16 protein-coding genes and 1 pseudogene are annotated in these 13,094 nt (G+C 68.7%); 6 read left to right on the top strand and 11 right to left on the bottom strand.

Annotated features, from left to right (window positions below):
* The first annotated feature begins 36 nt into the window (after positions 1-36).
* The gene (locus ACZ5XZ_RS32635; RefSeq protein WP_468984697.1) at positions 37-759 is read left to right on the top strand and encodes a winged helix-turn-helix transcriptional regulator; all 723 of its coding nucleotides are present in this window, start codon (positions 37-39) and stop codon (positions 757-759) included.
* A gap of 36 nt (positions 760-795) precedes the next feature.
* On the opposite strand, the gene ACZ5XZ_RS32630 is transcribed toward ACZ5XZ_RS32635, so the two are convergent.
* From ACZ5XZ_RS32630 to ACZ5XZ_RS32615, 4 genes are all read right to left on the bottom strand, one after another.
* Positions 796-1,506: an NADPH-dependent F420 reductase gene (locus ACZ5XZ_RS32630; protein ID WP_468984695.1), complete on the bottom strand. Its 711-nt coding sequence runs from the start codon at positions 1,504-1,506 to the stop codon at positions 796-798.
* Positions 1,507-1,748: 242 nt separating this feature from the next.
* Positions 1,749-1,871 carry a hypothetical protein gene (locus ACZ5XZ_RS32625; RefSeq protein ID WP_468984692.1) on the bottom strand — a complete coding sequence of 41 codons (123 nt, stop codon included), beginning with the start codon at positions 1,869-1,871 and terminating at the stop codon, positions 1,749-1,751.
* Positions 1,872-1,884: 13 nt separating this feature from the next.
* Complete coding sequence (locus ACZ5XZ_RS32620) at positions 1,885-2,313, bottom strand: VOC family protein (protein WP_468984690.1); 429 nt, start codon at positions 2,311-2,313, stop codon at positions 1,885-1,887.
* A gap of 65 nt (positions 2,314-2,378) precedes the next feature.
* Positions 2,379-2,786: a VOC family protein gene (locus ACZ5XZ_RS32615; RefSeq protein WP_468984688.1), complete on the bottom strand. Its 408-nt coding sequence runs from the start codon at positions 2,784-2,786 to the stop codon at positions 2,379-2,381.
* Between the two features lie 453 nt (positions 2,787-3,239).
* Between ACZ5XZ_RS32615 and ACZ5XZ_RS32610 the strand changes: the two genes are divergently transcribed.
* Both ACZ5XZ_RS32610 and ACZ5XZ_RS32605 read left to right on the top strand, forming a co-directional pair.
* Positions 3,240-3,869: a TetR/AcrR family transcriptional regulator gene (locus ACZ5XZ_RS32610; RefSeq protein ID WP_468984686.1), complete on the top strand. Its 630-nt coding sequence runs from the start codon at positions 3,240-3,242 to the stop codon at positions 3,867-3,869.
* Entirely contained in the window at positions 3,866-5,035 is a 1,170-nt protein-coding gene (locus tag ACZ5XZ_RS32605; protein ID WP_468984684.1) for a winged helix DNA-binding domain-containing protein, read from the top strand. The genes ACZ5XZ_RS32610 and ACZ5XZ_RS32605 overlap by 4 nt, the downstream gene beginning before the upstream one ends.
* Positions 5,036-5,060: 25 nt before the next feature.
* On the opposite strand, the gene ACZ5XZ_RS32600 is transcribed toward ACZ5XZ_RS32605, so the two are convergent.
* A complete protein-coding gene (locus ACZ5XZ_RS32600) occupies positions 5,061-5,216 on the bottom strand; it encodes a hypothetical protein (RefSeq protein ID WP_468984682.1) in 156 nt (51 codons plus the stop codon).
* A 33-nt stretch (positions 5,217-5,249) separates the two neighbouring features.
* Between ACZ5XZ_RS32600 and ACZ5XZ_RS32595 the strand changes: the two genes are divergently transcribed.
* A complete protein-coding gene (locus tag ACZ5XZ_RS32595) occupies positions 5,250-6,272 on the top strand; it encodes a helix-turn-helix transcriptional regulator (protein ID WP_468984680.1) in 1,023 nt (340 codons plus the stop codon).
* A 352-nt stretch (positions 6,273-6,624) separates the two neighbouring features.
* On the opposite strand, the gene ACZ5XZ_RS32590 is transcribed toward ACZ5XZ_RS32595, so the two are convergent.
* From ACZ5XZ_RS32590 to ACZ5XZ_RS32565, 6 genes and pseudogenes are all read right to left on the bottom strand, one after another.
* Positions 6,625-8,859, bottom strand: coding sequence for an excinuclease ABC subunit UvrA (locus ACZ5XZ_RS32590; protein ID WP_468984677.1), 2,235 nt, complete (start codon positions 8,857-8,859; stop codon positions 6,625-6,627).
* Between the two features lie 34 nt (positions 8,860-8,893).
* The gene (locus ACZ5XZ_RS32585; RefSeq protein ID WP_468984675.1) at positions 8,894-9,835 is read right to left on the bottom strand and encodes a Gfo/Idh/MocA family protein; all 942 of its coding nucleotides are present in this window, start codon (positions 9,833-9,835) and stop codon (positions 8,894-8,896) included.
* A 90-nt stretch (positions 9,836-9,925) separates the two neighbouring features.
* Positions 9,926-10,744, bottom strand: a complete 819-nt coding sequence (locus ACZ5XZ_RS32580) for a VOC family protein (RefSeq protein WP_468984772.1) — start codon at positions 10,742-10,744, stop codon at positions 9,926-9,928.
* A gap of 348 nt (positions 10,745-11,092) precedes the next feature.
* A pseudogene (locus tag ACZ5XZ_RS32575) lies at positions 11,093-11,420 on the bottom strand (MFS transporter); the annotation flags it as partial.
* The gene (locus ACZ5XZ_RS32570) at positions 11,354-11,653 is read right to left on the bottom strand and encodes a transposase (protein WP_468984769.1); all 300 of its coding nucleotides are present in this window, start codon (positions 11,651-11,653) and stop codon (positions 11,354-11,356) included. The gene ACZ5XZ_RS32570 and the pseudogene ACZ5XZ_RS32575, both read right to left, overlap by 67 nt.
* A gap of 36 nt (positions 11,654-11,689) precedes the next feature.
* Positions 11,690-12,274, bottom strand: a complete 585-nt coding sequence (locus tag ACZ5XZ_RS32565; protein ID WP_468984672.1) for a DinB family protein — start codon at positions 12,272-12,274, stop codon at positions 11,690-11,692.
* A 5-nt stretch (positions 12,275-12,279) separates the two neighbouring features.
* On the opposite strand from ACZ5XZ_RS32565, the gene ACZ5XZ_RS32560 reads away from it, so the two are divergent.
* A complete protein-coding gene (locus tag ACZ5XZ_RS32560) occupies positions 12,280-12,408 on the top strand; it encodes a hypothetical protein (protein WP_468984669.1) in 129 nt (42 codons plus the stop codon).
* A gap of 53 nt (positions 12,409-12,461) precedes the next feature.
* Positions 12,462-12,848 carry a VOC family protein gene (locus ACZ5XZ_RS32555; RefSeq protein WP_468984667.1) on the top strand — a complete coding sequence of 129 codons (387 nt, stop codon included), beginning with the start codon at positions 12,462-12,464 and terminating at the stop codon, positions 12,846-12,848.
* Positions 12,849-13,094: the final 246 nt, after the last annotated feature.

Genomic DNA, 13,094 nt, shown 5'->3' with positions numbered 1-13,094 from the left:
GGCAAGTACGGATTCTGGACCGCTACCGTGGGCTGCATGAGTGGATACGGGCAGTTCTGCGCGGTCGCCCGCGCGCTGGAAGTCCTGGGTGAGCGGTGGACGCTGCTGGTCGTACGGGAGCTACTGCTGGGCGAGCGGCACTTCAACGACATCCGCCGGGGCCTGCCGCGCATCTCACGGACCATGCTGTCGACGCGCCTGAAGACCCTGGAGAAGGCCGGGATCGTGTCACGGGAGGACGGCGCCTACCGGCTCACCGAGGCAGGCGAGAATCTGGCGCCGGTGGTGCGGGAACTGGGCGGCTGGGCCATGCACTGGGACCGGCGCGGCCTGCGGCCCGAACACCTCGACCCCGAAGTCCTCGTGTGGGACATCCGCCGCCGTACCGTGACCGAGCACCTGCCGGAGCGGCGGACCATCGTCGAACTGCGTTTCCGCGGAACCCAGGGCGGGCCGTACTTCCTGCACATCAGCCGGCCGCAGATCGACCTGTGCACTGACGACGGCGGCTTTGAGGTGGCCTTGCACGTAGACGCCGACCTGGAGGCACTGACCCGCTACTGGCTTGGTGAGACCCCATGGGGCCCGCTCCTGCGCTCAGGAGCCGTCACCTTGACCGGACCGAGCACGCTGCGACGGGCCTTCCCCACCTGGTTCTCCGGCTACCTGCTTCGCGCCACGCCTGCCACAGTCCCACACCGCGGTCGTGTTCCTCTCGCCGGACAGCAGCTGAACACCGCGGTAGAGGATGGCCGGTGAGCGAACCGGCTCTCCGTGCGTCCGGACGAGCTGGGGTCAGCGGACGATTTTGACGCCGAAGTGGTTGCCGAGGCCGAGGGTGAGGCCGATGGCGCTGTGCATGTGGGCGTACATCTCCATGCCGCGGGCGGCGACGAGGTTGCCGAGATCGAGGATGTCGGTCCAGCCGTATGAGTGCAGCAGCTCGGTGACGGACTTCTTCGCCTCGGCGTCGTCGCCGGCGAGGAACATGGTGTGGTCGCCGCCGCCGATGGCCTTGGGGTTGACGACGGTGTCCTGTTCCTGGGTGACGAAGGACTTGACGACCTTGACGTTCGGCAGGGCGCGCTGGATCTGCTCGGCGAGGCTGTCGGTGTCGCACGGGTCGAGCTTCGGCATGACGCCCCACGGGGTGGGCCAAGGGTGCTCGACCTGCGGGTTGTAGAGGTACGGGACTGCGTAGTCGATGAGGGTCTTGCCGGTGAGTTGGTCGGCGATGGCGGCGAGGGCCTTCAGGGCGCTGGCGCCGTCGATGCCGTTGATGACGAGGTCGGCTGCTTTGGCCGCGTCGGCGAAGGTGCGCAGCTGGACGCCGGGGTGGTCGGTGAGCCACTGGCTGTAGGGCGGGTTGCCCATCATGTCGGGTTCGGTGCGGGCGAGAGTGGCCTCAGGGTCGCGGGTGCCGATGTGGACGTCGTGGCCGAGTTCGAGCAGCTTGGCTGCGTGCGCGCGGCCACCGCCTCCGGTGCCGAGAACTGCGATCTTCATGGGGTAACTCCTTGTTGGGTGAGGGTTGTTGATGTCGTGCAGGGCGGGCGGGTGGTCAGTGCTGGGTCTTTTGGGTGACGCCGATGAGGTAGCCGTTCAGGCCGCGGAAGTAGCGGGCCTGGTGGCCTGGGGCGCCGACCGGACCCTTAGGGCCTCTCCGACCCTGACCCATCGGACAGGCCCTAGCCAGGTGCCGAGCAGCTTCGTCTGCTCGAGCATGAAGGCGAACTCGCCGCCGTAGGTCAGCACGCGGATGTAGGCGCCCGGTGGGGCGGGGAGTGCCTGGAAGCGAGCTTCTCGTAGTAGGCGATGGTCTCGTCGAGGTCGTTGACGCCGAGGCAGGCGGAGATGGCGGGAGCGTGCACGGTGGCGGTGCCCTCAGGCGCTACCGGTTCCGGCTTCGGTCTGGTGTCGGAAGGCATCGATGTTGTCGGGGCCGAAGATGCCGAGGATGTAGCCGTCGGGGTCGCGGAAGAAGAACTCGCGGCCGGTGCGGTCGTAGTTGGTGACGGTGTCCTTGACGACCTCGACGTGGGGGCGGATGCGTTCGACGGTGGCGTCGAAGTCGTCGACCATGAAGTAGTGGATGCCCGAACAGCCGTTGGTGGGCTGCATGGTGGGGAGCAGCTCGCGCAGGCTGGTGTCCGTCTGGACCATCAGGGCGGGCTTGCCCTCGTGGGTGATGATCAGCAGCGGGTGTTCGGGGTTGAGGGGGCCGGTGTCGAGGACGCCGAAGCCGAGCTTCTGGTAGAAGGCGGCGGTGGCCAGGGGGTCCTTCACGGCCAGGCAGGGGGCGATGTTCATCATGGTGGGCTTTCCTCCGAGCGGGGTTGGCGGGATGACCGGAGTGGCTGGGCGTACTTCGGGAGCGTTCAGGCGTACTTGCCGAGGTCGCTGGCCTGGAGTGCGGCCTTCTCGTTGAGGCCGATGACGTAGCCGTCCGGGTCGCGGAGGTAGAACATCCGCTGCCCGTTGTGGTCGGTGGTGAGGGGCTTGACGATCTCGGCGTGCTGCGCGATGTGCGCGAAGGCGGCTTCGAGGTCGTCGACGGCCAGGTAGAACATGCCGGCGAAGCCGATGGGGGTGTCGGCCAGGACGGGCAGCCAGTTCTTCAGGTCTGCGTTGCTGTAGATCATCGCGGCGAATTCGCCGCGATAGAGGAGCATGTGGATGTCGTCGCCGGGGCGGGCGGTGCTGGAGTCGGCGTCGAAGCCGAGCCGCTTGTAGAAGGCGAGGCTGGCGGCGGTGTCGCGGACGCTGATGCACGGTGCGAAAGGCATGGTCTTCTCCTGCTGGATGACGTGGGGGTGGGCTCAGAGGGGGCTGGGGCTCGTGGGCCGGGGCCGGGGCCGGCTGCCGGGGTGCTTCGCGCTACGCCTTCGCACGATGTCGTGACGCCGTACCGCCTGTGACGGTCGGGCGGGCTGGAGCGCGTAGCGGGGGTGAAGGAAACCCTGTGCTCTCAGGTCTGCGGGATGCTCGCGGCACCCCGTCAATCCAATTAGTACATACGTGCAGCTTCTCTGTCGAGGGGTACTGGCAAATAGGGCAAAAATACCCTGAACGGCAATCCGCTCCACCTGCTTAAATGGCGGTGAGTAACGGAAAAAACACGAGAGGGATGGGGGTATCTGGAGGCGCAAGGGTGCGTTCGGTACGTTCGAGGGAAGATTGATACCTTCGTACATAAGTCAATGTCGTCGATGTGTGTGAGACACCTGGGAGGGACGGTCATGGCTGGTCAGGGCGGCGCGAAGCGGCGGTATGACCCCAAGCGGCGGATAGCGGAGATCACCACCGCCACGGAGCAGGTCATCGCCGAGCGCGGCATCGAGGGGCTGACCCACCGCGCGGTCGCCGAGCGGGCCGGCGTCCCGCTCGGCGCGACGACCTACCACTTCGCAACCAAGGACGACCTCATCCAGGCCGCCCTCCAGCGGGCCGTCGACCGCTACGCCGCCTACCTCGCCGACTGGGTCGCCCAGCGCCCCGAGCTCACCCCCGAGCAGCTCACCGTGCTGCTCACCGACGCCCTCATGGGCTGCTTCGGACCCCAACGCGACCAGCAGGTCATGGAGTTCGAGCTGTACCTTGCCGCACTGCGCCGACCCGCGCTGCGTCCGATCGCCGACCGGTTCATCGAGCTGAGCATCGAGGCCCTGATGCCGTACGTGGACCCGCTCACCGCCCGTACCGCGGCCGTGGCCACCAACGGCCTGACCCTGCGCGGCCTGGCCGGCACCACACCTCCCACCAGGGCGGAGGTCGAAGACATCCTGCGCCGCATCCTCACCCCCAACCCGAACCTGCCCGCCCCCGCCACGGGCCAGGACACCCCACAGGTCCCCGAGGCCCCCGCATGAGCGCCGTTCCCCGCATCACCGACGCACAGCGCCGCACCCACCTGGCCCGACGCCACCTGCCAGGCCCCGGCCGGCGCGCGACAACCACCCGTGAGGTGGTCGATTCGGTGCTGGCCCTGCACGCCACCGACGCCGCCGCGGTCTACCTCTCGGCCGCCGCCCGCCTGGCCGATCCCCGCCACGAGTCGGTCGAGCGCGAGCTGTACGAGCGGAAGGAGCTGCTGCGGATGACGGCGATGCGCTGCACCCTCTTCGTCGTCCCCACCTCCCTGGCGCCCGTGATGCTGGCGGCCGTCGGCCGACCGAACGCCGCGGCCCGCACCAAGGGATTGCTGCGCCGGCTGGAAGAGAACAACTACGGGGACGCCACCTGGCTGGAGAACGTCACCCGCAGCACCCTGGAGGCCGTACGAGATCGAGGCGAGGCCACTACGGCAGAGCTGGCCGCCGCCGTCCCGGGACTGGACCGACAGTTGGTGGTCTCGCCAGGCAAGCGGTACGAGTCGCGCCGCAGTATCGCCACCGACCTGCTCTTCGCCCTGGCCGCCGACGGCCACCTCACCCGCGGCAGTCGCCGCGGCGGCTGGACCAGCAACCAGCACGCCTGGACCCTCGCTCCTGAACTGCCGGACACTCCCGCCCCGTCGGCCCGCGCCGAACTGGTCCGCCACTGGCTGGGTGCCTTCGGGCCGGGCACGATCGCCGACCTGAAGTGGTGGACCGGCTGGACGGTCACCGAGACCCGCAAGGCCGTAGCCACCGCTGAGGCGGTCGAGGTCCGGCTGGACGCGGGCGCCGGCTATGCGCTGGCGGAGGACCTGGACGCTCCGGTTGCCGATCCGGAGCCTTCGGCCGTGCTGCTGCCCGCGCTGGACCCCACGCCCATGGGCTGGCGGGAGCGCGGCTTCTACCTCGATCCCGACCACGTCCCCGCGCTCTTCGACCGGATGGGCAACATCGGCCCGACCGTGTGGTGGGACGGCCGGATCATCGGCGGCTGGGCGCAGCGCAAGGACGGAGCCCTGGCCTGGCGGCTGCTCGAGGATCCCGGACGAGAGGCCCGTACGGCCATCGAGGCCGAGGCGGAACGGATGACGGCCTTCCTCGGGGAGCGCCGCTTCACCCCCGCCTACCGCACCCCGCTGGAGCGCGAACTCGCCTCGTGAACCTGAGCCCGCGGCGGCCGGGCCGTCAGGCGGGCTCGCCGGTCCCGTCGCCATCACCCTGCGGGAGGTAGCAGTTGGTCTCCCAGATGACGCCGTACTTGTCGCGCACGGCGCCGTAGGCGGCGCCCCAGAACCGGGTGTTTCTCCCGATGCCTTCGACGGTAAGGGACCAATAGGTCACTCAATGTCCTAAAGCCCGGTGAGGGTGAGCGGCATGCGAATCGATCCGGGAGAGACAACAGAGGCGCGAGGCTCCAGAGATCCCGCTGCCCGTCTGCTGCAGCTGCTCTCCCTGCTGCAGGCCCCGCGCGACTGGACGGGCGCCGAGCTCGCCGAGCGCCTGGGTGTCACGCCCCGCACCATCCGCCGCGATATCGAGCACCTGCGGGAGCTGGGCTATCCCGTCCAGGCCACACAGGGAAACATCGGCGGCTACCGCCTCAGCGCGGGCACGGCCATGCCGCCGCTCCTCCTGGACGACGACGAGGCCGTGGCCATCGCCATCGGCCTGCGCGCGGCAGCCACGGCAGCGGTCAGCGGTATCGAGGACACCTCGTTGCGGGCCCTGGCCAAGCTGGAGCAGGTGCTGCCCTCGCGGCTGCGGCGACGGGTGTCGCACCTCGCCGAGGCCGCCACCTTCCTCCCCCAGCCCGTCCGAGGGGCCGACGCCGAGCTGCTGGCCGCCCTCGCCGCCGCCTGCGTCACCCACGAGAAGATCCGCTTCGGCTACGCACCGGCACGCGGGGAGCCCTCCCGGCGGTTGGCCGAACCCAAGCGGCTGGTGGCCGCCGGGCGGCGCTGGTACCTCGTCGCCTACGACCTGGACCGCGCCGACTGGCGCACCTTCCGCGTCGACCGGATCGACGCCCTGCACCGCACCGGCTCCCGCGTCCCCGAACGAGAGCTGCCCGACGGCCAGGACGCCGCCGTCTACGTGGCCGACGCCCTGGCCGCCGGCCCGGGCAACTGCCGCGCCGAACTGATCATCCACGCCCCGGTCGAGCGCGCCGCCGAGGGCGTGCCGTCCTCACTCGGAACTCTTGAACGGATCGACGAGCACCGCTGCCGACTGCGCACGGCCGTGGACTCTCCCGAGTACCTGGCCTTCCGTATCGCCGCACTGCGTCTGGAGTACACCCTCGTCGGACCGCCCGAGATCGTCCCGCACCTTCAGCGGATCGCCGAACGTGCCCTGGGCGCCATCCAGGGCCAGGTCCAGAGCCGGGGCGGCGACTGATGCGGCATACCTGAACGACTGAAGGGCATGGCTAACCGCCCTGTCAGCGCTGCGAGTTGGTCGTCTGCCGGAACCCCCGGAAGTTTGCGGGAACTACCGGAGGGGCCTCGGTGGGCCGGACGAGGACCTCACCGGCGTGCTAGGGCCTGTCCGACGGGTCATGGCCGGGGCCGCGGCGCCTGGCACGGCACCTCGCGGCGTTGCCGAAACGTCCCGAGAGCTCCGCTATCGAGACGCTCCGGCGCCTTGCGATGCACCGCACCAGGCGCCGCGGCCTTTCCGACCCTGACCCATCGGACAGGCCCTAGGCGCAGGAGGCCGACACCGCGGACGACGTGGGGTGCCCGGCCGGTCACGCGCCGGCGAGGTCGCGGCGGAGGTGTTCCGCGGTGAAGGACCCTTCGGCCGTCAGGAGGTCCGTGGGGGTGCCTTCGAAGACGATCCGGCCGCCGCCCCGTCCACCGTCGGGGCCGAGGTCGATGATCCAGTCGGCGTGCTCGATGACGTCGAGGTCGTGTTCGACGACCAGGACGGTGTTGCCCGCGTCGACCATCCGGTCCAGGAGCGCCAGCAGGGTCTGGATGTCGGACATGTGCAGGCCGGTGGTGGGTTCGTCCAGGACGTAGATGCCGCCGGTCTTGTGGAGTTCCCCGGCGAGCTTGAGGCGTTGGCGTTCGCCGCCGGAGAGGGTGGAGAGGGGCTGGCCGAGGGTGAGGTAGCCGAGGCCGACCTCGTTCAGCAGGCCGATCTTGCGGGTGAGGGTTCGGTCGGTGAAGAAGCCGGTGGCTTCCTCGGCGGTGAGGCCGAGGACGTCGACGATGTTCTTGCCGTGCAGGGTGTGGGCGAGCACGTCGGGGTCGTAGCGGGTGCCGGCGCAGGTCTCACAGGTGGTGGTGACGGGGTCCATGAAGGCCATGTCGGCGGTGATCTCGCCCTTGCCGTGGCAGACGGGGCAGGCACCGCGCGAGTTGAAGCTGAGGTACCCGGCGTCGACGCCGTTGGCTTTGGCGAACGCCTTGCGGACGGTGTCCATGATGCCGAGGTGGCTGAGCGGGGTGGAGCGGGAGGACCCGCCGATGCTGCCCTGGCCGACCACGATCGCTTCGGGGTGCTGGGCGGTGAACACCTCGGTGACCAGGGTGGACTTGCCCGATCCTGCGACCCCGGTGAACACGGTCAGCAGGCCGGTGGGAATCTCGACCGTGATGTCCTTGAGGTTGTGTAGGGCGGCGTCCTTGACCGTCAGCCAGCCGGTCGGGGGACGGACCTGTTCCTTCAGTGCCGGGGTGCGGCGCAGGCAGCGGCCGGTGAGGGTGTCGGCCTTCCGGAGGCCGGCGGCGGTGCCCTGGTAGACGGCGCGGCCGCCGTGGGTGCCGGCGCCGGGTCCCATGTCGATGACGTGGTCGGCGGCGGCGATGACGTCGCGGTCGTGCTCCACGACGAGCACGGTGTTGCCGCGGTCGCGCAGCTCGCGCAGCAGGGCGTTCATCCGGCCGACGTCGCGGGGGTGCAGGCCGGTGGACGGCTCGTCGAAGATGTACGTCATCCCGGTCAGCGACGAGCCGAGGAAGCGCACTGTCTTCAGGCGCTGCGCCTCGCCGCCGGACAGGGTCGAGGTCTCGCGGCCCAGGTTGAGGTATCCGAGCCCGATGTCGTCGAGGCGGCGTAGTCCCAAGGCGGCCTGTTCGGCGAGCGGGGTGCCCAGGGGGTGGTCGACCCGGCCGAGTACGCCGATCAGCTCGGTGACCTCCATCGCCATCCAGTCGCTGATGCGGTGTCCGTTGACGCGGGTCCCCAGCGCGGCCTCGTTGAGCCGTGCCCCGTGACAGCTGGGGCAGGTTCCCTGGACCGTGAAGTCCTCGACGGCCTTACGGGTGCGGGGCGAGAGTGCGGAGATGTCCCGGCCCAGGTAGAGCCGTTCGAAACGCGGAATCAGTCCCTCGTCGGAGGCGGAGGAAGAGCCGGGTTCGCCGTGCAGCAGGCGTCGCCACTCCTGCTGCCCGTAGTGCTTCAGCGGTTTGTCCAGGTCGAATCGGCCGGCGCGGGTGAACAGGTTCCACTGCACACCACCAACGTTGAACAGCGGGAAGCGCAGCGCGCCCTGGTTCAGCGATTTGGTGGTGTCGAAGAACGCATCCACGTCGGGCTGGACGGTCCGGCCGAGCCCGGCGCAGGTCGGGCAGGCACCCTCGGGCGTATTGAAGGAGTACGCCGTCGCCATGCCCGCCGAGGATTCCCCTGCGCGCGAGAACAGCAGCCGGATGATCGAGGCGATGTCGGTGGCGGTGCCGACGGTGGACCGGGCGTTGGCACCGATCGGCTTCTGGTCCACGACCACCGCGGTGGACAGCTGGTCGATCCGGTCGGCGTCGGGCTTCTCGTAGCGGGGCAGCCGGTTGCGGACGAAGGTGGTGAAGGTTTCGTTCAGCTGTCGTTGTGCCTCCACCGCGAGGGTCGAGAACACCAGCGACGACTTGCCCGAGCCCGAAACACCCGTGAAGGCCGTGATCTTGTTCTTGGGGATACGCAGCGAGACGTTGCGGAGATTGTGCTCGCGTGCGCCCGCGATGAGGATTTCGTCGTTCATGGGCTCTCTGGAAGTTCGTTTACGTAAGGTTCGTCTACGTATTGCCGTTGACCTGTTGGTCGATGTCGAGGGTGAGCTGGAGAGCATCCAGTGCGGTTGCCGGTGCGATCTCGTTGGCGACCTCGCCGCGCAGGCAGGCCAGGACGTGGTCGATCATCGCGGTGTACTGGTCGGCGGGCGGCAGGTCCAGCTCACGGGCGCCGGCGGCGGTGTAGGCGGTGACGGTTCCGGTGGGTTTGCCGTCGAAGCCCATCGACGAGACCGCCTCCAGCACACCGTCGCTGAAGGTGGCGGTGTAACCGCCGCGGGCGCCCCACGACATGGGCATCAGCGAGGAGACCGAGTCACGGGCGAACGCGCCGTCGAAGCCCAGGGTCGCCTCGATCGCGGCACTGTCGGCGTCGCGGGCGACCGTGGTGACCTCGATGCTGCGTGGCCGGCCGAGGGTACGCGTGACGATGTCCATGTCGCTGTGCATGGCCTCCAGCGGCAGCGTCCCCAGCCCCAACGAGACACCCGGCCACAGGTGCGCGGTCCGGTTCCACAGCGTCAGCTGCTCAAGACGGCCGTACGTGCCGTCGCGGACGGCGTCGAACAGCGCCCGGTTGGCCGGGACGAACCGCTCGAACATGTCCACGAACACCTGCTTGTCGCTGCGTTCGGCGGCCTCGACCACGCGTCGGGCGTCGTCCATGGTGCCGGCGAGCGGCAGCTCGACCAGCGCGTGCTTGTCGGCGTCCAGCGCCCGCAGTACGTACTCGGCGTGCAGCGGCAGCGGCAGGCAGATGTCGACCAGGCCGAAGTCGTCCTCGAATGCCCGGTCCATGTCCGTGGACGAGGTGAACCCGAACTTTCCGGCGGCCTCGGCGGTCTTGTCCGGGTTCCGGCCGAACATCACCACCTCGACATCCCCGCGAGCGGCGTATACGGCGGCGTGTGCCTGCCCGAATCCGGTGCCCAGCAACGCGATCTTCATGTCGTCTCCTTTGCAGGGTCCTCGGCCCATGGGCCGGGCATACGCATGCCTTTCAGGCGTACGCACCGCCCCATGGACACACGAGGGTCGTCAGGCGTTCTGTCCGTCGGTGGGCGCGGAGAACAGGCCGAAGCGGTTGCCGCGCGGGTCGACGATCCGGGAGTACACCAGTCCGTCGGGGTTGGTATCCGGACCGAACTCGACGGTGGCGCCCAGCTCAATGGCGTTGGCGGTGACGGCGGGCACGTCGGTGACCAGGAAGTCGGGCATCAGGTAGTCGACGCCGTCCGCGCCGAGGTCGTACATACCGCCCGACGGCCACTGATTGCCGGTGAAGACGTTGTGGTACTGCTTGCCCCCGGCGGTGTCGTCGAAGGCGAACCGCCAGCCGAACGCCTGGCCGTAGAAGTCCTCTGTCGCCTTGGCGTCGGTTGTGCCGACCTCGAACCAGGCATAGGAGCCGGGCACGGGCTTGCCCGTCATCTCCTTCATCTGCTCCTGCCCTTGCTCGGCGAACTCCTTCAGCCGCTCGGGCGTCTGGTTGTTCTGGAACAGCGAGAACACGTTGCCCCGAGGATCGGCCAGCCGCGCGAAGGTGGTCACATCGGATACCCGGGTGGCCGGAACGATCACCTGGGCACCCAGCTTCTCCAGCCGCTCCTGGTCGGCGGCGACGTCCGCCGAGACGATCGAGACGTTCAACGCCTCCTCGGGACTGTTGATGTTGTCGTAGATCGCCCCCATTGGGTAGGGCATGCCCGGCGCCATGATGCGCGTGTAGGTGACCCCGCCCACTGACGAGTCCGGGTCGACGGAAAACTCCCAGCCCAGCAGCGAGCCGTAGAAGTCCTCCACGGCCTGGCCGTCCGTAGTGCTGATCTCGAACCAGACGACATTTCCCGGATCCATGAAGCCCACGACGGCTCCTCCTTTTCCATAGACGTAACGTGTGGTCGCGCATCTGCCACCGGTCGCCGTGCGTGGAGACCGGGGCGGCACGGCCGCGCCCGGTGGACGCGGCCCTGGCGGGACACCTCGACGCTAGAAGTCCAATAGGTCAGCGAACGTCCCATTGGGCGTACGCGCATCCGTGGAGCCGTAGCACCCGCTCCGGCCGGTTCCGCGTCAGCGGGCGAGTGCGGCAGGCACCCCAGTACCGCTTTGCGGCCTGCTCCTCGGCTCGGGCGTCGCCGACGGCCACGTCGGCACTCTTGCGCCCGGCACTGCGTGGCACCGCGTACAGCAGCGCGAAGGCAAGGACAGGCTGATGCCCGCCAGTGGTGCGACGATCAGGCCCGTGCCGATGCCCATCGGCACCAGCGGCAGCATCGTCTGCCACAGTGCGATGGCCGTGCCGTAGTGGCCGGTCAGCCATGCGAAGAGGACCATCCCGGCCGCGGCGATCAGCGCGCCCGCCTTGGAGTACCCGGCGCCCGAAGCGCGGCACCAGCACCTGCAGCGAGACGCCTGCGCCGGCCATCAGCAGCAGGGAGAGCGGCAGCCCGGACAGGCCCGCCTTCAGCGGCGAAAAGCCCAGCCCCAGCCGGAGGTAGAGCGCCCAGGCCAGGAAGAACACCCCGGTTGCCGTGGTGCCGGGGACGCGGTGGCGGTCGAGGTGCCGAGCGTCGGCGGCAGATGCCGCCAGGCGCAGCCGCTGGTCAGCGCGTTCACCACCGCCGTGAACACGGCCCGCTCGTCACACGGAGCGGTCCCACCACCTTGCGGACGAGCAGCGAACGACGGCAGCAACGGGGCGGCCGGCTCCCAGAGTTCATCAGGAACCAGATGCTTCGATAGATCAGCTCCCACGACCGGCATCATGCCGCACGATCATCACGTCACGTGAGACAACCTCTAAGCCTTGACTGGTGCGGCCGACCTGGCGGCCTGCTCGATCTTCGCGCAGTAGGCTGCACGGGCTTCCTCGTCGATCTGTTTCTCGTGTTCGGCGCGCACCCCGGTCCGGCCGTCGAGGCCCTCGCGCAGGATATCGGCGTGCCCGGCATGCCGGATGGACTCGCCGAGGACATGGACCATGATGGCGAACAGGTTCGTGTTGGGATGAGGCTCCGGCCACCACGGCACGTGGCCGGGGGCGTCGAGGGGAAGCTCGTTGATCGTCGCGTCCGAGTGTTCCCACGTGCGCCGGTAGAACCCGATGATCTGATCGCGGGTCTCGTCCTCGGTCGCCCACAGATCGCTGCCGTTGGAGTCCTGCCACCGGGGCAGCGGTTCCGGGGAAGGGCGGTCGAAGACCTCGCCGAAGTACCTGGCCTCGACGGTGGCCACGTGTTTGACCAGGCCGAGGAGGTTGGTCCCGGTCGCTGTCAAAGGTCGGCGGGCGTCGTATTCGGACAAGCCGTCGAGTTTCCAGAGCAGCGCCTTGCGGTCCCGCCGCAGTCTCCCGTGCAGGTTGTCTTTCGCGAATGTATCGATCATGCGGCATGAGCCTGCCATGGGCTGCTCGTGGTCTCAAGATCCCGTACGTGGTCCGCAACGACTGGCGGAGCCGAGGCGTGGCCATGGCCACCGTCCTGACCTGCTACAAGAAGCTCGCGAAACTTGCCACGTGAGACGCCTCTAACTAGGACTCAGCCTGTCCTGGATCCCTAATACCGTTCCGCTCATGAGTCGTAAAGACACGTCAGTATCCACGTTCCGCTACTCGGCTGTCACCTTCGACTGCCCCGACCCCGCCGAGCTGGCCCACTTCTACGGAGAGGCCCTCGGCCTGCCTGTGGTCTTCTCCACCGACGATTTCGTCCTGCTCGGCCAAGAGGGAGCTGCCGGACTGGGATTCAACCGGCTCACCGACTACCGCCGCCCCACTTGGCCAGACCCCTCCCAGGAGAAGCAGGCTCACATAGAACTAGGAGTCGACGACTTGGATTCCGCTCAGACTCGCCTGCTCGCCCTGGGAGCCGTCAAGCCCGAATTCCAACCGGACCCCGACCGGTGGCGGGTCCTGCTGGATCCCGCAGGCCACCCGTTCTGCATCTCCACCTTGGCCTGAGGACGACCTTCCCTCTGAGACTGGTGCATTCTCCGTACTTAGTGGAGCACTCAGAACAGTACGGGGACAGCGATGGCGGCGGCGATGCGGTCTTCGGCACGGGTGAGGTGTTCGTCCCGTGGCGGGGGGGGGGGGGGGGGGGGGGAGCCAGGGGCCCCCAGAAAGGCGGCCAAGGTGCCAAAGGCCTCTCCTCGGGGTTTTTGGTCGTGGTGGTGGTGAGCGCCCAACAGTTTTCCCCGGGAGATG

It is taken from the genome of Streptomyces sp. NPDC033270 (genome assembly GCF_055576575.1).
This window is presented reverse-complemented; position numbering and strand designations above follow the sequence as displayed.

Excerpts from the sequence above, each read along its gene's own strand:
- ACZ5XZ_RS32635 (WP_468984697.1), top strand. The coding sequence starts at position 37 with ATGAGTGGATACGGGCAGTTCTGCGCGGTCGCCCGCGCGCTGGAAGTC.
- ACZ5XZ_RS32630 (WP_468984695.1), bottom strand. The coding sequence starts at position 1,506 with ATGAAGATCGCAGTTCTCGGCACCGGAGGCGGTGGCCGCGCGCACGCA.
- ACZ5XZ_RS32620 (WP_468984690.1), bottom strand. The coding sequence starts at position 2,313 with ATGATGAACATCGCCCCCTGCCTGGCCGTGAAGGACCCCCTGGCCACC.
- ACZ5XZ_RS32615 (WP_468984688.1), bottom strand. The coding sequence starts at position 2,786 with ATGCCTTTCGCACCGTGCATCAGCGTCCGCGACACCGCCGCCAGCCTC.
- ACZ5XZ_RS32610 (WP_468984686.1), top strand. The coding sequence starts at position 3,240 with ATGGCTGGTCAGGGCGGCGCGAAGCGGCGGTATGACCCCAAGCGGCGG.
- ACZ5XZ_RS32605 (WP_468984684.1), top strand. The coding sequence starts at position 3,866 with ATGAGCGCCGTTCCCCGCATCACCGACGCACAGCGCCGCACCCACCTG.
- ACZ5XZ_RS32595 (WP_468984680.1), top strand. The coding sequence starts at position 5,250 with ATGCGAATCGATCCGGGAGAGACAACAGAGGCGCGAGGCTCCAGAGAT.
- ACZ5XZ_RS32590 (WP_468984677.1), bottom strand. The coding sequence starts at position 8,859 with ATGAACGACGAAATCCTCATCGCGGGCGCACGCGAGCACAATCTCCGC.
- ACZ5XZ_RS32585 (WP_468984675.1), bottom strand. The coding sequence starts at position 9,835 with ATGAAGATCGCGTTGCTGGGCACCGGATTCGGGCAGGCACACGCCGCC.
- ACZ5XZ_RS32580 (WP_468984772.1), bottom strand. The coding sequence starts at position 10,744 with ATGGATCCGGGAAATGTCGTCTGGTTCGAGATCAGCACTACGGACGGC.
- ACZ5XZ_RS32570 (WP_468984769.1), bottom strand. The coding sequence starts at position 11,653 with ATGCCGGTCGTGGGAGCTGATCTATCGAAGCATCTGGTTCCTGATGAA.
- ACZ5XZ_RS32565 (WP_468984672.1), bottom strand. The coding sequence starts at position 12,274 with ATGATCGATACATTCGCGAAAGACAACCTGCACGGGAGACTGCGGCGG.
- ACZ5XZ_RS32560 (WP_468984669.1), top strand. The coding sequence starts at position 12,280 with ATGAGCCTGCCATGGGCTGCTCGTGGTCTCAAGATCCCGTACGTGGTC.
- ACZ5XZ_RS32555 (WP_468984667.1), top strand. The coding sequence starts at position 12,462 with ATGAGTCGTAAAGACACGTCAGTATCCACGTTCCGCTACTCGGCTGTC.